11 protein-coding genes and 1 pseudogene are annotated in these 18,753 nt (G+C 39.3%); 2 read left to right on the top strand and 10 right to left on the bottom strand.

The window, feature by feature from the left end; translation table 11 throughout:
- Nucleotides 1-550, bottom strand: a 550-nt coding sequence (locus H4J67_RS12500) for a cellulose-binding domain-containing protein (RefSeq protein WP_310740602.1), incomplete at its 3' end; no start/stop codon positions are given.
- A 465-nt stretch (nt 551-1,015) separates the two neighbouring features.
- Here H4J67_RS12500 and H4J67_RS21250 point away from each other — a divergent pair.
- A pseudogene (locus H4J67_RS21250) lies at nt 1,016-1,972 on the top strand (IS1595 family transposase).
- 1,269 nt (nt 1,973-3,241) lie between these two features.
- On the opposite strand, the gene nhaC reads toward H4J67_RS21250, so the two are convergent.
- Entirely contained in the window at nt 3,242-4,777 is a 1,536-nt protein-coding gene (gene nhaC, locus H4J67_RS12490) for a Na+/H+ antiporter NhaC (protein WP_182173336.1), read from the bottom strand.
- Nucleotides 4,778-4,915: 138 nt separating this feature from the next.
- Complete coding sequence (locus tag H4J67_RS12485; protein WP_182173339.1) at nt 4,916-5,371, bottom strand: hypothetical protein; 456 nt, start codon at nt 5,369-5,371, stop codon at nt 4,916-4,918.
- A 445-nt stretch (nt 5,372-5,816) separates the two neighbouring features.
- Between H4J67_RS12485 and H4J67_RS12480 the strand changes: the two genes are divergently transcribed.
- Nucleotides 5,817-6,020 (top strand): hypothetical protein, encoded by a 204-nt coding sequence (locus H4J67_RS12480; protein ID WP_182173342.1) that lies wholly within the window; start codon nt 5,817-5,819, stop codon nt 6,018-6,020.
- Between the two features lie 333 nt (nt 6,021-6,353).
- On the opposite strand, the gene H4J67_RS12475 is transcribed toward H4J67_RS12480, so the two are convergent.
- From H4J67_RS12475 to H4J67_RS12445, 7 genes are all read right to left on the bottom strand, one after another.
- Complete coding sequence (locus tag H4J67_RS12475) at nt 6,354-7,082, bottom strand: PRC-barrel domain-containing protein (RefSeq protein WP_182203907.1); 729 nt, start codon at nt 7,080-7,082, stop codon at nt 6,354-6,356.
- Between the two features lie 244 nt (nt 7,083-7,326).
- On the bottom strand, nt 7,327-10,368 hold the full coding sequence (locus tag H4J67_RS12470) for an efflux RND transporter permease subunit (RefSeq protein ID WP_182173348.1): 3,042 nt from the start codon (nt 10,366-10,368) through the stop codon (nt 7,327-7,329).
- Nucleotides 10,369-10,370: 2 nt separating this feature from the next.
- Nucleotides 10,371-11,489 carry an efflux RND transporter periplasmic adaptor subunit gene (locus H4J67_RS12465; RefSeq protein ID WP_182173351.1) on the bottom strand — a complete coding sequence of 373 codons (1,119 nt, stop codon included), beginning with the start codon at nt 11,487-11,489 and terminating at the stop codon, nt 10,371-10,373.
- Between the two features lie 90 nt (nt 11,490-11,579).
- On the bottom strand, nt 11,580-12,050 hold the full coding sequence (locus H4J67_RS12460) for a Dps family protein (protein ID WP_182173354.1): 471 nt from the start codon (nt 12,048-12,050) through the stop codon (nt 11,580-11,582).
- A 226-nt stretch (nt 12,051-12,276) separates the two neighbouring features.
- The gene (gene putA, locus H4J67_RS12455) at nt 12,277-16,101 is read right to left on the bottom strand and encodes a bifunctional proline dehydrogenase/L-glutamate gamma-semialdehyde dehydrogenase PutA (RefSeq protein WP_182173357.1); all 3,825 of its coding nucleotides are present in this window, start codon (nt 16,099-16,101) and stop codon (nt 12,277-12,279) included.
- A gap of 133 nt (nt 16,102-16,234) precedes the next feature.
- Nucleotides 16,235-17,920 (bottom strand): thiamine pyrophosphate-dependent enzyme, encoded by a 1,686-nt coding sequence (locus H4J67_RS12450; protein WP_182203905.1) that lies wholly within the window; start codon nt 17,918-17,920, stop codon nt 16,235-16,237.
- A gap of 98 nt (nt 17,921-18,018) precedes the next feature.
- A complete protein-coding gene (locus H4J67_RS12445; protein WP_182173362.1) occupies nt 18,019-18,516 on the bottom strand; it encodes a pyridoxamine 5'-phosphate oxidase family protein in 498 nt (165 codons plus the stop codon).
- Between the last annotated feature and the right edge of the window lie 237 nt (nt 18,517-18,753).

The following is an 18,753-nucleotide window of genomic DNA, read 5'->3' as shown; positions in this document are numbered from 1 at the left end:
GTGTTGGCGTCGGCGTTGGCGTAGTGCCACCCACTAGAGTCCATGCGCTTTCCCACGCAGAACCAGTACCCGGTGCGTAAGCCCAACCAGATTCGGAAGAACACCAGCCAGCAACATCACAACGGTATGATTGACCACCATTGCTCACAATATCATCTGCAGCATAAGCTGTGCCAGCTACATACGTACCTGTCGGCGTAGGAGTCGGCGTTGGTGTAGGAGTTGGCGTTGGTGTAGGTGTAGGAGTTGGTGTAGGCGTAGGAGTTACATCACCAGAACATTCATGTTTTAGAGACCAACTATCGTCACTTCCCGGTGTTGATTTTGTCCACCACATAGCACTGTAAGCATTGCCATTAAATTGCATAACATCACCGAGAATAGCGTGTTCAGGGTTTCCCTCCCAGTCTACTTGAGGAAAATCGGGGTAAACATTGATGCCCTCACAGCTTTGTGCTGCAAATGTATTTGTTGAGATCACTGTGGTTGCAGCAAGTGATAACGCGATAAAAGTTTTATTTGGCCTGAAGCCTGCTTGTTTGAGTTTCATTAAAATTCCCATATTTAATTTATTATTATTTTTTGTTTAATACCGCATGGATCATACTTGAAGATCTTTTAAATAGTCCCTGTGTTTTTCTTGCCCGTTATGTTTATTTTTCATGCGTATTTCAAACTATCACGCTATTGACAGCGCTGTCAACTAGCTATTTTATTTGATGTTGCTATAAATTTAAAAATATACTTAAGGATAAAATAAATATAAACAGCTAATAAATAACAAGTAAGTAAAAAATCACTAAAACATTGATGGGTTTTGATGGAGGGAGTTATTGAAAGTAGGATAAAACCAATTCTAAATACTTTTCTAGTGAAATCTCATCATTGGAGCAGACTATCCAACCTAATTGTTATATGTTCCCCATCAAAATTTTGAGAGTAAATAAATGGCTCTGTTCCATCTAATTGTTGTCTTTACCTTAAAAAAGAGTTTAACTTATTTAAGGTAAAGACAATGAAGACAAAATCATTTCGATGCCAACTTAACCATATCACTAAAACACTTTTAGCCATGACACCAGCTCAAAGGCTGACTGTTCAGCAAGTTATTCAAGCATTTCAACCCGAAATCACTATTAATGAGCTGATACAACCTATTTTCGATTCTTCGCCTCAATGCCCGCATTGTAATTGTCTTCACTTTACTAAGTGGGGAAAAGCAGTATCAGTACAGCGTTATAGGTGCTCTTCATGCCATAAAACATTCAATAATAAAACAAAAACACCTTTAACCCAATTACATAAGTGTGAGTTGTGGGATAAATATGCAGAATGTATGTCGTAAAGACTTACGCTACGAGAAGCTACTGCTATTTGTAACATTAACTTAAAGACATCATTTCATTGGCGTCATCGTTTCTTAATGGCTCAATCGGCGCATAATCATGAAAAACTATCCGGTATTATTGAAGCTGATGAATTTTTTATGGCGTACTCTGAAAAAGGTAGCAAGCAACTAAAATACAACCGAAAAGCGAATAAACATGGCGGTCAAATGAGTAAAAAACATAACAAGAGTAAAGTGACTGTTCTACTTTCAATAGATCGCAGTGAACATATGTTAAGTCAGGTATTAGAGGCAAATACTAAAGCAGAAATACAGGCACATTTACAGCCATATATAGCTCAAGAGTCAGTCTTATGTCGTGATGATGCTCATGCCTATGAGGATAGCGAAAGTGGTAAAATGCGAACACAAGCGACTTATTAGTACAAAAAATAGAGTTATTGATAAGGTTTATCATATCCAAACAGTTAATGGTGCTATAGCCCACTTTAAAGATTGGACTGAAAGAAGAATGCGGAGTATTGCCACGAAGTATTTACCTCATTATCTCGCTTGGTTTAAAGAAACGAGAGCTAATCTAGATAAAAGCAAATATTGGCAGCTTCATATCAGCACCAACATTAATATGGAACAGAGCCAAATAAATATAGGGTGAAGTCTTGATTTATGAACTCTAAAGTTATTAAATTTCAAAATTTATTCTGTACTTCCTCCATATATTCAAGAAGCAGAAATTGAGCTTTAAACGTTGTTAATGTAGATAAAGTGATGCTTAGCTTTTATCTCACAATGGGGGCGATTGCGCCACAGAGTGTTTAATCTAAATTTATTTAAAACTTACGTGATTCAATCTCAGCTTTGGAGATTTGAGATCTAATTCAGTGCAAAAATTTTAGGCACAATCTCAATTGTGAATGGATGCGAATTTTTATATAAAAACGATAACTTTACGACCCCTGACCTGCCGTTTTCAACTCAAAAACTAACTTCCGCTTTTGGCTAGCTGAAGTCATAAGGTATTCATTGATGCTAATGTCTGCAATGTCAGATCAGAAGTCATCAGTGTATGATTAATATTGCCGACTGCTTTAAGTTTTGGAGGTGACGTTAGTAACGTTAGCACTACCATCAACAATGTGCACATTTTGACATTAGGTGACCTCTGATGAATCTTAATATTCTTGGAATGATTGCTAAAGGCAGTCGCTGCCAAAAAAGAAGTCATAGTATCCAGTGCCTGCCCCCCCTTTTAGGGGCAAAGCGAACAAAGAACAGGGTGACTTAAACCGAATATTAAGAATTTATCCATGGTAACATCAAAAGTTTGTATTTGATTTCTCAGACTTCGTTATGCTCAAAGTAAATATTAATAATAGAGTTTTCAGTACTTGGGTACGTTCTAAAGAATCTAAGGCTTAAATATTGTTAAGTAAAAACCATTATATGACTTTATCAATTGTAGATACTCTAAATATGTTAACTTAGGCATAATGCGATAACGTCATATGTTTTTTAGGGAAAAGGTAGGATATTATTCAGGAACTGCTCTACAGCCCTTTAAAATCGAAGAGGCATTTTAATGACCTTTAATGCCCATGCAAACAAACAGAATGCTATTTATTCCTTTACAATTCATATATTTAGTCACCAATCTCAATATATTTGACATCTGATTATTAGTGTTTTATACCAATAAAATCAATGATTTATGTATTTTTAATGTATTTAACAAAACTATCTTGAGCTATTTTTATAAGAAGGTAAAGAATAACTCTCGATAGAAAGTTACTTTATATCAAACTAAATTTAATGGCGTAATAAATCATATCAACACCACCAATTAAAATAATAGAAATTTACTGTTCCCACAGACTAAGGACTTAAATAACGCCACTATGACTTTTTCGTGTCTGAGTCGTTATCTCCATCATCTTTCTCAATATCTTCAATTTTTGGTGTACCGTTAGCATTAAATTCAGCTATCGCTTCACCAGAAGATTCCCAATGTTCTCTTTCTTCTTCCGTTGCTTTGGGCGAGAATAGCCCAGTAAAAGCATAGAAGATCCCAATAAGTGGTGCCATCCAGCAAGCAAAAGCAAGGGGAATATACAAAAGGTTTTCTATGTTGCCGTCAGCAATACCAAGACCTAGCGCTGAAATTACAAATGCACCACCCGCATTCCATGGAATAAGGGGAGACATTAATGTTCCACCTTCTTCGATTCCACGTGATAGATTTAAGGTTGAATAGCCCATACCACGATAAACAGGCGAGTACATTCGTCCCGGTAAAGCAATCGATAAATAAGGGTCACCGGCAACTAGGTTAGTCGCAAAGGCAGTACCAATCGCTGCAGTTTGAATACCGGCAAAACTACTCACCTTACTTTTAATAGCATTAATAATTGACTTCAAACAACCTGTTTTTTCGAGTGCACCGCCAAAGCCTAGTGCAATTAATATCAAGGAAATGGTCCACATCATCGATTGTATGCCCCCCCTATTTAACAAGCTGTCAATTTCTTCAATCCCTGTACTTATCGAGTAGCCATTATTGGCAAAATCAAAAATTGATTGCAAACTCTGCCCCTGTACAACCATTGCCGTTGCACCACCCGCAACAACGCCAGCGAATAATGATGGCATAGGGGGATATTTTTTTATCGCTAAACCCATGACAACCAAAGCAGGTAATAATACCCATCCTGAAATATAAAAGTTTTCGTCTAAGGTGTTAGTAATAGCGTCAATTCTTTCAAATGAAATGCTTTGAGTGTTGATGACGAAAAATCCAACCAACAAATAGATGATAAGAGCGATGAGCATAGCTGGGATGGTCGTTGCCATCATATTTTTTATATGAGAAAAAACATCGGTTCCAGTCACTGCAGGGGCCAAATTAGTTGTGTCGGAAAGTGGTGAAATTTTATCACCAAAAAAAGCACCAGAAACTACAGCGCCAGCTGTCCAATATGCAGGAATGTTAAAACCTTCGCCAATGCCCATTAAGGCCAAACCAACCGTACCGACACTCGCCCAACTAGTGCCAAGAGAAAGTGAAACAACAGCACAAATGACCATACCCGCAGCCAGAAATATTTCAGGCGAAAGGACCTTTAAGCCATAATAAATAATGCTGGGTACCGTACCGCTAGCAATCCAGACCCCAATAATCATCCCAACCGTTATTAAAACAGACACTGAAGGTAAAGCGACGTGAATAACGTGAAAAATTCCTCTTTCAATATCTTTCCATTTCAGCCCTAACTTAATGCCAACAATACTGGTAATGGCTAAACCAATGGCAAGGGGAATGTGTGGTTCGAAAACGCCAAAGTAAAATATTTGTGTCCCAAGAAGAAGCAGAGTTAACACGACAGGCGTCAAGGCAAGTAATAAACCCGGATTGGCATTTTTTGTCCGTTTCATTTAAGTACCTCATGTTTTGTTATTCATAGATTAGGTGAAGAACCGTCATCGTGATGGGTAAAGCAATAGGCAAATTTAACTTGTTACGGCTTTGAAAGCATCACTACATCGTCGATATAAAGGATAACAAAGGTAGGGTCACACATCATTCATCCTTTGAAGGCCATGCATTATTTGCTGATTTTTTTGATGTAAATTATTGATCAAATCCATAAGATACTCTTTACTATAATTGTTAATTATCAAGGGTAAAATAGATCTTAACCACATTTCTATCTTCTCATTTACCTCTAGCATTACAGTGGTTATTTTTCCACTGTTTGCATTAGGAGCTAACGCTAGTGTTTCTATATAAACTAATAACTGCTCGTCAATATCGTCATCGAACCACATTTCAAATGTTTTAATAGGCGCCTCTGTCAATGAGGTGATTAAATATTGATTTCTGACTTTTTGCTTGTCTGTTAAATAATGTAAAAACATTCTAGCTCGCTCTTGCTCTGTCACTTTAAGACTTCTCTCATAAAACGCTAGCGTTGCGGTATTCAATGTTATTAGGTGTTCAAATACTTCACTTAACTGGTGATAACGCATAACTTTCCTTCCTATTCTAAATTTTTGTGAGCCTATTTTCGAAGAACCTAACGATCAACTTATAAATTAAACAACGCCACTTGAATTTTCTGCTTATGAATAATTTAGTCATGTAGGATTTATTTTTACAACTTAAAGTAACAAAATATCAGCCTGCTAGATGTGCGCTAGCGCACATACTTAATTGATGTAGTAGAACAAAAATCAATTTTTAGCATTATAAAAAGCCTAAAGGGGGAGATGTTACTTATACCGCCAACATACATATTTAGATATAACCTAAACTACTGAAAATATTACAATATAGGGGTAATAAGCTTTGTAAATAAAAAAACCGTTAAGTTTTGTGTGATGGCGTACATATTTATTATCACATTCCGTGCAAAATAAAAGCCATAACCTAAAACTTAACTAATTTAACTGAACGTAACTATTGGGATTTAATATGAGTAATGAAAACGAACACAGTATCGCGACTTTTGCGGCTTTAAAAACTTGCATAGCAAATGGTGAAGTACAATCAGTAAAAGAATTATTAGCAAAGCAGCCAATACAAGCACTTGAGAAAAGCTATCTTATTGATTTGGCGTTGTTAAATAACAACCCCACTATAATAGAACTGATTAAAGAGAGTCCAATAAGAAAATAAATGTATTAAAAAATTAACATCACAAGTTAACGAGTGCCAAATACAAACACCAAGCATTCAATGGAATTACTTTTAACTTACAGGGCTGGGAAGCAACAAGAAAGGCTAGTCTCTATATTATTGATTACTTCATTCTATTGATAACAATGCGGCTATAGGCAAGAATGTTAAGCGATACGAAAAAGCTTTATCGTCTTAAATAGTCGCGCAACTTAACCTATTACTACGTTAGAGTTTAAGAATGGGGAAGGTATCGTAATATATTATCCATTTTTGTTAGCCAACGCTTATTTACCTTGGCTAACGGTAACCCTTAACAAAGTTTAATAACTTTTAATAATACTTACGGAGCTCGTTTTCATATTCAGGGTCAATAAACCGTTCCAGATCGAATGGTGGATTTTCCATTATTTTCTCAGCATTTACATTAACGGTTATAGAACAGTCAGTCCAATTGACTGCCTCAATACATTTATGACTAATCAAAACCTTGCGACCACCAGGTGCCCAATTACGCGTATCTATGACGATATACGAAATAGTCCAATTATCGTCATTTAAAATAAAGTCTTCAATATGGCCAATTTTTTGATCTTTCGCATAGATCTCAAATTTCTTAACGTCATTGGTTGAGTGTAAATGCCAATCTTCTGATTTTATTTGAGTATTATCCTTAGATAACCTTGTATCAACTAAGGGTTTGGGACTAGGAGAAGTTCTCCATAATCCTTCGTTCATCCAATAGTAAGCATAACCATAGAATTGAAATAATGTAGTTTCATATTCATGAGATATTTGTTGGTGTTCTTCAAGTGGAGGACTATTTTTAATTTTTTGTTGAGTTAAATCAACAGGGAATTTGTACTGTTCCCACTGAGGTTCTTGCAGTGAGATTGTGCTGATTAATATTTTTCGTTCTCCACAGAGCCATTTTTTAGTATCAGGAACTATGTAACGTATTACCCATAATTTATCGTCAAAGAGGAAATCTTTGCAAAGACCTATTTTTGTGTCAATACCTTGTAATTGAAAACGCATAAGTTCATTGAGACTTCGTAACATTGTCCTACCCTTCTATATTAATTAAACTTTAATTGTCGAAAGTCATGACTTTTATCATACTCGGTCAGTTATTTTTCGTATGTACGTCAACGCACTTAAGGCTGATATTTTCATTCCCAAATATGGAGATTTATACGCTTGTTCTGCTCGATATAGATATAAATAATGGCAAATTCAATCAACGTGAACTTTCTTATAAAGAAAGTTCACTCTTGCATAGTGGTAGCTTTGTCGTTTGAGGTCCTTATTCTTCCTGATTTGACGTCTGAATTTTCTTTGCTAGCACAATGTAGAACGCTGGCAACACGTACAATGTTAATATAGTGCCAATACCAAGCCCTGCAACAATAGTAATACCAATCGCAAAGCGCGACTGTGCGCCTGGACCAACGGCAATTAATAGTGGGATCATAGCCACAATAAGTGCCAGCGACGTCATAATAATGGGTCTCAAGCGAATCGCAGCCGCTTCAATTACCGCCTCGCGTTTATCACGCCCTCGCTGTTGAAGAGTATTCGCGAATTCCACGATGAGAATACCATTTTTTGCGACTACACCAATTAGAGTGATCAGGCCCACTTGCGTATAAATATTCATTGAAGCAAAACCAAGCATAATAAAAGCCATAGCGCCGGCAATAGACATAGGTACAGACACCAGTATAATAAGGGGATCGCGCCAACTCTCAAATTGTGCCGCCAGCACAAGGTAGATAACGAGTAACGATATAAAGAAGGTAACGATTAGTGCGCTACCAGAATTTTCGAATTGCCTAGACTCGCCCTTAAAATCGTAGCTAAAGCCCCGTGGCAAGATATCAGCAGCCTTGGCTTTCATAAAACCAACAGCATCTCCCATGGGTACTGATGGCACAGGAATACCTTCAATTGTGATCGAATTTAGCTGATTAAATTGTGTCCTTGACGAGGGTTCTACATCATGTTCGAAATTAACGACCGAGCCAAGTGGAACCAACTCGCCAGAGTCAGCCCGGATGTAATAATCGTTTATTGCCAGCTCACTATCTCTAGCGTAACGCTCAATCTGAGGAATAACTTCGTAGGAGCGCCCTTCCATATTAAAACGATTAATATAGCCACCGCCAAGCATACTACTGAGCTCCTGGCCAATTTCCTCCATCGACAAACCTAAATCTGCAGCGCGATCTCTGTCAACCTTTACCCGAGTAACTGGCTTGTCGATATCGATTGATTTTTGCACGAAGGTAAAATTGCCACTTTGCATGGCGGCTCCAACCAATTCATCTGCCACCTGGTTAAGCTGATTAAAATCACTCCCTGAAGTCACTACAAACTGAAAAGGTAAACCACCACTGGAACCAGGCAAGGAGGGGATCGGGAATAATGCTGTTTTTAAACCAGTAATATTTGCCACAGATGCCTGTAGTTGAGGCATTATGTCGAACTGCGATATATCACGTTCGCTCCAAGGTTTCATTTTGAAACCACCAAATACAGCATCTGAGCTTGTCATACCCACCAGCATAAATGTCTCGTCGTAACCTGGCACCTGCTCAAACGCTGTCTGCATTTCAGCGCCATACTTTTGCAAGTATTCAAGGGTAGCAGTCTGTGGCCCTTTGCCCTGAAATAGAATAATGCCACGGTCTTCAGTGGGTGCCAGCTCTTTTTCACTTAACATGACCATAAAAAATATCGACACGAGAACAACCAATGCAAACATGATCACAGGTGACACTGCCTTAACAACGATAGTCAATGAGCGCTGATAAACGTTGGCGAGCTTTTCAAACAAGCCTTCTACAGCACTTTCAAAACGCGACGACTCTCCATGAGGTTTCAGTACCTTGCTAGCTAGCATAGGCGATAAGGTCAAGGCGATGATCCCTGAAATAACGACCGCGCCTGCAAGGGTGAAAGCAAACTCAGTAAATAGCGAGCCAACTAACCCTCCCATAAAGCCAATAGGTGCATAAACAGCAACCAGCGTGATTGTCATCGCAATGATTGGACTTGCCATTTCTCGCGCGCCAATGATCGCAGCCTCCTTCTTTGACTTACCATTAACGATGTGACGATGGATATTTTCGACAATAATAATCGCATCGTCGACGACTAAGCCAATGGCCAAAACAAGTGAAAGTAATGTCAGTAAATTGAGTGAGAAACCCAGTACAAGCATTATAAAGGCACTACCAATCAGTGAGAGTGGAACCGCTAGTGATGGAATGATGGCAGCGCGAAGGGAGCCAAGACACAAAAACACAATAACAAGCACAATACCTATTGCCTCGATCAACGTTTTAATGACCTCATTAATTGAATCGTCGATAAATTCTGATGCATCGTAAGGCAGCTCAACCTGCAAACCAGACGGTAGCTGAGACTTAATATCAGGAAGAAGTTCTTTTACCCGTTCTGCCACAGACAGCGGATTTGAGCCAGGAGAGAGGCTAATAGCCACGTAGGTCGATGGTTTTCCTTTGTATAATGCAATGTTCTCGTAGGTTTGCGATCCAAGTTCCACCCTCGCAACATCCTTGAGACGAATAATCGTGTCTTCAGTTGATTTGATAACAAGATTCTTGAACTGTTCAGTGTTAGAAACGTCAGTGTTACTGGTAAGACTAATCTTTATTAACTCTCCTTTTGTTTGTCCAACACCAGAGAGATAATTGTTTTCGCGCAGGGTCTGAACAATCTCGGTCGAGGTAAGATTAACCGCAGCAAGTCTTTGGGGGTCTAACCAAACTCTCAGAGCAAAACGCCGTCCTAAAAGTTCAGCTTTACCCACACCCGATAGTGCCTGTAGTTTTGGCTGTACTTCACGAGCAAGATAATCGGTGATTTCTGGTACCCGCATAGTCTCACTGAAGAAAGCAATGTACATAAGCGCGCGACCTTCACCTGTTGTCGAATTAATAACAGGGTCTTGAGCGTTTACAGGTAATGCGTTCCGCTGACTAGCGACTTTAGATTGGATCTCGGCTAACGCGTCATTAGCATCATAATTAAGTTCCATCTGTGCTTCGATAGTTGAAAACCCCTGCGTGCTCGAAGAGCTTAAGAAGTCGATGCCTTTAGCTTCGGCGATGGCCTGCTGCAAAGGTTGGGTGATAAACCCCTGAATTAGTTCGCTGCTAGCACCTGGATATGCAGTCGTAACCGTGACTTTAGTGCTTTCTAGCAAAGGATATTCGCGGATCTCCATTTCCATGATGGACCGTACACCAACCAGTAATATCAGCAAGCTTACTACCGTGGATAAAACGGGCCGTTTTATGAATATGTCTGTAAAACGCATGGCTATTTTACTCCTGTGCTAACAGAAGCAGGGTCGCGTGAGGAGTCGTTCTGCTTGATTTTTACTTGCTGGCCAGCCCTGAGGCGCAAGAGGCCTGAGGCAATAATACGCTCTCCAGCTTCAAGTCCTTGCCTAACTTCTGTCATACTTACTCGTTTAAAACCTGTTTCTAATGTTCGGCGCTCAGTAACTAGTTGACCCGCTGAATTTTCTGTTAATACATAGGCAAAGTTACCGTAGGTGTTGAATGATATTGACGTGTTTGGGATCGCTACCACCTCTCGAGGACCTTCTGCGAAGGTTCTGACAGTAGCAAACATTCCAGGTTTGAGTCCTTGTTGTAAATTAAGAAGCTGAGCACGTAATTTAACGGTCCGTGTTTCAGGTGTGACCGAACTGTTGATAGCGGTAACAGACCCCTTAAATACCTCAGAACCTTTTGCCGCAACAGTGACTTCAACAGGATCTCCGATATCAACACTGAACAGCTCTATTTCAGAAAGTGTATATTCGACAAGAATTGGGTTAAGCATATTGATTTCAACGATAGGCGTACCTACGAATAGATATTGGCCAATGTCGGCTAAACGGAGTCCGAGAACACCATTGAATGGTGCTGTAATGACTTTTTTGCCAAGTTGTGCCTCTGCCTCTTGCACCCTCGCTCTGGCAGAATCTTCCGCAGCCTTAGCTTTATCATAGGCTAACTGTGAAACAGCTCGTGTGAAAATCAGCTCGACGTGATGTTGAAATTCTTTCGATGCAAGCTGTTCCTCAGCCCTACTTTTTTTAAGTACGGCTTGTTCTATTTCGCTATTCAGTCGAATAAGGATGTCACCTTTTTCAACACGCTGACCCGATTCGAATAAAACCTCAGTCACAACGCCAGGCATCTCATTGGCGATCCGGACACCATTTATAGCCCTAATACTGCCAATTGATTGAATGCTCGTTTGCCAGTTAGCAATAACAACCTCTGTGGCTTCAACAACCGCAGGTGATCGTGGCTGAGAGAACTTCGCCTTTATTTGCTCTAGTTGATAGAACTTGTAGCCAAATACGCCACCAAGCAAAACAAGCAGTAAAACTATAGCCATTGCAAAGCGTGAAAAAGTGCCCATTCTGGTGATATCCTTTTGAGTAAAATAGGTGAATAACGTTGAAATATATAACGAGTTTAATTTCAGAAAATTGAAGAGTGAATACTCAACCTACTTATTTGAAGCTCTTAGCACCCACGATGTTTTTTCATGAATTCGCATTCGGTCAGAAACAAGCGATACCGTTGATTCATCGTCTAATTGATGAGCCACTTTTAAAACGTCACGTGCGGTCTTTATAATTGTTTCATGCCCAACAGTTAATACTGCAATCATTTCCGTGGCATTAGGAACACCATCCACCTCGTGGATTGAGCTTAATCTGTAAAATTCTTTATAAGTGCCTGGCGCGGCAACATCAAGCGTTCTAATACGTTCAGCAATGTCGTCTACAGCAATTGCCAATTCTGTATATTGATCCTCAAACATTAAGTGTAACTCTCTAAACCTCAACCCCGTAACATTCCAGTGAAAGTTATGTGTTTGTAAATAAAGCGTATAAGAGTCTGCTAGTAATTTTTTTAATCCTTCAGCGATTTTACTTCTATCTTTTTCATCAATACCAATATCAATGATGCTCATAATTACTTTTCCTTTTTTCATTAAAAAAATCAGTATAGGGAGGCGATTTTTACCGCTCCACCAAAAACATAGTGTACGACTTTATCGATTTAGGCTCTGTGCGATATCGAACCAAAAAACGTTTGGCTGATGAGTATACGTTGAATAACTCTATTGGCTTTAGGTTGCCTGCCGATAGTTATTGTAGATTTATAACAATATCTAACGGCTAACAATGGGTTATTAACTAATATTCTTCCTCTAAAGTCATAAGCGATGTGTTACCACCAGCAGCGGTAGTATCAATGCTAACTGATTTTTCTGTTAATAAACGCTGAATTAAATTATCCAAATATTCAGAACTGATCACCGGTAATATTGCGCCTTGACGTTCCGCTAACTTCTCACTGATATAATGTTTTCGGTCGCAATGACTATCAACAACAACACCTGACAAAGCAGGATGCGCTAACAGCGCTGATAAATGACATAACTTGGCAACTTGAAAAACATTTTCATCTTCGCCTGTTGCAACAAACTTATCTCTAAAGGCTAAAGCTTCCTGATAAAATAAATCAGAGACAACCGTAATAACCGTATTACCCGTTGCCAACGCCGTTATAATAGACATCAACAAAAACTGAAAGCTGACATTTTTATCCGCAAAACAAATAATATTACCGCGGTTTTCTAAATACAACATATTAGACTCACCTGTTGGCCCAGGCAGAGTTAGTGGTTTTTTCAGGTGCTTTTCAATACGTATTAATTGTTCACGAGCCGCTGTTAACGTAAGATTTAGGTCATCAAATAAATCATCAACAATATCAACATCAGCAATTTTGGCTAACAATTGACGCACGCAAGAAATACGCGTATTTAACTCTGTTAAACGCCAGCATTTTTGCGCAACATCGGCCTTATCCATAAGTAAAACCGCCTCTTTTTCAGCTTTTTCATCTCCCTCTAACACTGTCTCTTGTGATGGCGATATATTAAGTTTCGCCGCATCAGGGGTAGATTTTTCTTTCACTAAGCGCGTTAAATAATTGGGACCCCCTGCTTTTGGCCCCGTCCCCGAAAGACCTCGACCACCAAAAGGTTGGACACCAACAATGGCGCCAATGATATTACGGTTGATATAAACATTACCGGCACGTGACCGCTTAGCTAAATCAAAGGCACGGTGTTCTATACGCGTATGAATACCCATGGTTAAACCAAAACCTGTACCATTAATTTTATCGATAACCCCTTCTATCTCTTTACCTTTAAAACGTACAATGTGCACACAAGGACCAAAGACTTCTTTTTCTAACACACTAATATCTTCAATTTCATAAAGACGCGGGGCAAAAAAGAAATGCTCATTATTCTCTACCTCGGCAGATATTTCACATTGATATAATAACTGACCATGTGTTTTCATATAATCGCTGTGTGCATTTAAAACGCCGAGTGCTTTTTTATCTATAACGGGCCCTACGTCAGTGCTTAAGTACGCTGGATTACCGACATGTAATTCTGCTAAGGCGCCTTTAAGCATTAAAATCACATTATCAGCAATATCTTCTTGTAAAAATAATACCCTAAGCGCAGAACAGCGTTGACCTGCCGATTGAAATCCTGAAGAAATAACATCGTCAACAACTTGCTCAGGCAAGGCAGTTGAGTCAACTATCATACAATTTTGTCCACCCGTTTCAGCGATAAAAGGCACCTGATCGCCACCTCTAACAGCCAAGGTTTGCGAAATTATTGTCGCTGTGTCACTAGAGCCAGTAAAAATAACGGTTTTAATACGATCATCTGTAATAATCACACTACCCACTTTACTACCACGGGCAATAACCTCTTGCACAACGCCTTCAGGTAGTCCAACAGATTTCATCAGTTCAATGGTGCGCAGTGCAATCAAACTGGTTTGTTCAGCGGGTTTTGCCAATACAGTATTACCCGTAACAATGGCTGCAGCGATCTGCCCTAAAAATATCGCTAATGGGAAATTCCATGGGCTGATACAGAGCACTACACCACGAGCTTCGAAACGTTCGTCTTCTGCAAGAATAATAGCTTTTTCAGCGTAATAACGACAAAAATCAACCGCTTCACGTACTTCATCGATGCCATCTTGAGCTGTTTTACCCGCTTCTTTAATACATAAGGCGATAAGCTCGTCCATATGATGTTCAAGAATATCGGCAACGCGGCACAATAACGCTGCGCGTTCAGATACTGGTGTTTGTGACCATGATGAAAATGCTGTTTTAGCCAACGTTATCATTGCCAGCATTTCATCTTCGTTGTGATGAAGATAAAAGCCTATTATTTCAGTTTGGTTGGCAGGATTTTTAACGGCTACAGCGCCTTCTGGAACGTTACTTTCAGAGAGTAGATGATCAGTAAACCAGCTATCTAAAAACGACTTTAAGGGTGTGATTGTATTAATATCAGCTAAATCGACGCCTTTAGAATTATCACGACCAAGACCTTTTTCATCATGGTATAAGGCTATGGGTTTGGTGATTTTGTTGTTATATTTATCTTTTAAACGCTGCGTTTTTTCAACGGGATCTCTCAGTAAAGATTCAACCGGTTGAGTCTCATCAACAATGGCATTAACAAATGAAGAGTTAGCTCCATTTTCTAGCAAACGCCGCACTAAATAAGCTAATAGCTCTTCATGATGACCAACTGGGGCGTAGATGCGACATTGAATATTTTCACTAGAAACTATTTGATCATACAAAGAGTTCCCCATGCCATGTAAACATTGAAATTCAAACCCCTCTTTATTGCCATCAACGAGTTCAAGAATGGCGGCAACAGTGTATGCATTATGCGTAGCAAACTGTGGATAAATGGTATCTCTGTAGGCTAATAATTTCTTTGCACAAGCGCGGAAAGAAACATCAGTAGAAGATTTTCGCGTAAATACAGTGAAATGCTGATGGCCATCTTTTTGAGCATTTTTAATTTCAGTATCCCAATAAGCGCCTTTTACTAAGCGGACCATCATTTTTCGGTCAACTCGCACCGTTAATTCACGTAACCAATCAACGACAAAGATAGCCCGCTTTTGATAAGCTTGTAATGCCATACCAAAGCCAGTCCAATTTGCTAAATCACTATCACTAAAAACCGCTTCAATAATATCAAGTGATATATCTAAGCGTTCAGACTCTTCGGCATCAACGGTTAAACCAATATTGTAGCTTTTAGCTTGTAAACAAAGCGCCTTAAGTTTTGGCACAACTTCAGCCATAACGCGTTCTTTGTGGTTAAATTCATAACGAGGATGAATAGCAGAAAGCTTCACTGAAATACCCGGAACTTTACGAGGATCATTTTTATCCGTAGCACGCGCTACATTCCCAATCGCGTCTATTGCCTCTTGATAAGCTTTAAAATACTTATCAGCATCATTCATCGTACGGGCACCTTCACCGAGCATGTCAAATGAATAGACATAGCCTTGCTGCTCTTTATCGGCAGCACGCTCAGTTGCGGCAATGATTGTTTCGCCCATCACAAACTGCTTACCCATAATTTTCATGGCGTAGTTCATTGATTTACGAATAACTGGTTCACCTAAACGACCGACAATCTTTTTCAATAACCCAAAGCTTTCCTTTTTGCGTTTATCGGCATAATTCACCATAGTGCCGGTAATTAACAAGCCCCATGAAGAGGCATTAACGAACAATGATTCACTGCTGCCTAAATGACTGTTCCATTGCCCTTGAGAAATTTTGTCACGAATTAAAGCATCTTGAGTATGTTTGTCTGGTACTCGTAACAAGGCTTCGGCCAAACACATTAAAACCACACCTTCTTCACTTGAGAGTGTGTATTCTTTTAATAAGGCGTCTATTGCACCATTACCTGACTCGACTTTACGAATTTGAACAGCCATTTTACGCGCTCTTTCCCACGCTCGACTTCTGGCTCCAACATTTACTTCTGCCAATGGTAAGATATGATCTACCGCGATTTTTTCATCGATACGGTAAAACTCACGAATTTTCTGACGAAAAGGACAGTCTGTATTAAACGAACCATTGAAAAGCATATAGTTATCCTTAAAAAATTATTAAATAGTCTTTTATAATCACTTAAGTGATTACAATTTAATTTATGCTACGAATGCTTTGTTAGCTCTTTGTCAATCATCGCCGACAAGATACGTAACAAAGTCTGTCCTTTTAATTTAAAAACTCTTTAGCTTTAGCAATCGAATAATTTACGGCTTGTGACAGTTCAAGTTTGGGCGGCATAACCAATTCATTTGGATCGACATGGACATCAAGCACACAGGCCTCAGTACGAGTAAATGCCTCTTTCAATGCGTCGACTAGCATTTCAGGGCGTTCTACACTCCAACCCTCACCACCACATAATCGAGCAAATTCAGCAAAATCTGGATTTTTTAATGCCGTTTTATAATTGGGGTAACCGCTGCTTTCTTGTTCCAGTTGAATTAGTCCCAATTTGGCATTGTTAAAAATAATAACCTTTATCGGTAATTTCCGATTGACCACGGTAATAAATTCTTGCATTAACATACTAAAACCACCATCCCCGATAAGTACTATTATCTGGCGATCAGGAAATTTTAATTGTGCGCCTATCGCGCCAGCCATGCTAAAGGCCATCGTGGCCAAGTTACCTGAAAGGGTAAATAGTTGGTGTTCAGTTACGGGTAAATGACGTGCAGCCCAAGCAGTCACCGTGCCAGTATCACAAAGAAAAATAGCATCTTTATTGGCAAGTTCGCCGATTGTTCGTGCTAGAAACTGAGGTTTTATTGGCGCTACTTGCGAGCTTTCTTTTTCGCCTTGTTCTCTTGACCATTTTATTTTCTGGTGACGACATTCATCAAGAAAATTTTTGTCATCTTTTTGGGGTAAATCAATAATTAATTGCTCTAGCACGCCACTTACCTCTCCAACTATCGATACATCGACAGGGCAACGTCGACCTATGTGTCGAATATCCTTGTCCACTTGAATGACTTTGGCTTTTCCAGGGTAATATTCTTTGTAGGGAAAATCAGTACCGAGCATAATAAGTAAATCACAATTATTTATTGCCTCAATTGATGGTCCCGTACCAAGTAAGCCAAGTCCTCCTAAGGAATATTCATGCTCATCTGGCAGTAATACTTTTGCTTTTAATGTTCTAATAAGTGGTGCATTGCATTTTTTCAACAAAGTAAGTAGCTGTTGACGCGCTGGAATAGCCCCTACACCCGCAAGAACTACAATTTTATTAGCTTGCTCAATTAGGCTAAGTGTATTGTTTAATGCTGATGCTAAAGGTTTTGCACTACCCGTTTCAGTGCCAGCGATTGGATGACAAGTAATACCTGCTTCTATTTGCTCCGTGGCTACATCTACAGGTAGGGCAATATGAGCAACTCCACTTTCAGTAATCGCACTATTACACGCTTGCTGGATGATCTCAGGGACACGATCAGCAGCAAACAAGGTTTGATTAAACACAGCGACATCAGAAAAAAGAGCGGATGAATTGATTTCTTGATGTGAGTTATTACCTATTTCAGAACGCGGTAACTGCCCCGTTATCGCTAGGACAGGAGCATGGTCGAGCTTAGCGTCGTACAACCCATTGAGTAAATGTATGGCTCCACCTCCAGCAGTACCGACACAAACGGCAAGCTTTCCGGTTAATTTTGCTTGGGCTGATGCGGCAAACGCCCCACTTTCTTCATGACGGACCTGGATGAATTCTATCTTTCCATTGCGGCGTATAGCATCCATCAAATCATTAATCGCATCACCTGGAATACCAAAGACATGGCGGACACCATATTTGTAAAGTGTCTCTACAATGTGGTCGACAACTTTACGTTTTTTGATTGTAGACATGTATTCCCCTTTCAATTTCAAATAAGTTCATCGATATTTACTTTAATAAAGCACAACGCTCATAGCGTTATGAATTTAACTATTATATTTACTCACTATTAACGACTTTCATCAGGCTCAATTGATTCATGAACATTATTTACTGCTGAAACTCCCGGAGTAAATAGTTGTCTGATGCTGCTTAACATCGTGTTATGTTTCCAATGCTCTGCTCGCACTAAACTCACTTTCAATAAAGCAATGTCTGGGTTATCCAATCCATCTTGAATCCATGTTTCATAACGTGACTCCCATAATTTAATCAACATAGCTTTACTTTTAATTACCTGAGTGATCCCAGATACCGAAATAAAATGGTTATCTTCTTTGATAAAACTAAGATTGACGAAGCTGTTTTCAGTCAATTCACCAATCAACTCTGAAGATAGCGTTGTAAAAAAGAAGAGTTCTCCTTCAGCACTAACTTCAACGGTTTCCATCGGTCGACTTTTCATTACTCCATCAGCAGACCTAGAAACGAGCATTGCTACATCACCTATATTAATGAGCTTTTGAATATGTGAGATCTCTCTCTGTAAATGCTTTTCACTTTGCATGCTAATTTTCTCCGATTAAATGTATTCAACGGTGATCTGTTTTTAGAGACGGCTAAGACAGTTAACATAAAAACAGTTAGATTTGATTTATTAAGCTAAATCTAAAAATATTATACGATGACAAGGGGGAAGGCTCTGTACGTTAGCGTACTGTCTAAAAAATGGCTTTTACCTAAACGGCTTAAAACTAATGCTGGTAAGTTGAAACAGAGGGTTTTTAAAGTGGTCTTAGCGCTG

It is taken from the genome of Colwellia sp. BRX10-4, assembly GCF_014077465.1.
GTDB lineage: Bacteria > Pseudomonadota > Gammaproteobacteria > Enterobacterales > Alteromonadaceae > Colwellia_A.
Note: the sequence above shows the minus strand (reverse complement) of the source record. Positions and strands in the feature narration are given on the sequence as shown.

Bases quoted from the DNA above. Each gene is read 5' to 3' on its own strand.
- nhaC (WP_182173336.1), bottom strand. From the start codon at position 4,777: ATGAAACGGACAAAAAATGCCAATCCGGGTTTATTACTTGCCTTGACG.
- H4J67_RS12485 (WP_182173339.1), bottom strand. From the start codon at position 5,371: ATGCGTTATCACCAGTTAAGTGAAGTATTTGAACACCTAATAACATTG.
- H4J67_RS12480 (WP_182173342.1), top strand. From the start codon at position 5,817: ATGAGTAATGAAAACGAACACAGTATCGCGACTTTTGCGGCTTTAAAA.
- H4J67_RS12475 (WP_182203907.1), bottom strand. From the start codon at position 7,082: ATGTTACGAAGTCTCAATGAACTTATGCGTTTTCAATTACAAGGTATT.
- H4J67_RS12470 (WP_182173348.1), bottom strand. From the start codon at position 10,368: ATGCGTTTTACAGACATATTCATAAAACGGCCCGTTTTATCCACGGTA.
- H4J67_RS12465 (WP_182173351.1), bottom strand. From the start codon at position 11,489: ATGGGCACTTTTTCACGCTTTGCAATGGCTATAGTTTTACTGCTTGTT.
- H4J67_RS12460 (WP_182173354.1), bottom strand. From the start codon at position 12,050: ATGAGCATCATTGATATTGGTATTGATGAAAAAGATAGAAGTAAAATC.
- putA (WP_182173357.1), bottom strand. From the start codon at position 16,101: ATGCTTTTCAATGGTTCGTTTAATACAGACTGTCCTTTTCGTCAGAAA.
- H4J67_RS12450 (WP_182203905.1), bottom strand. From the start codon at position 17,920: ATGTCTACAATCAAAAAACGTAAAGTTGTCGACCACATTGTAGAGACA.
- H4J67_RS12445 (WP_182173362.1), bottom strand. From the start codon at position 18,516: ATGCAAAGTGAAAAGCATTTACAGAGAGAGATCTCACATATTCAAAAG.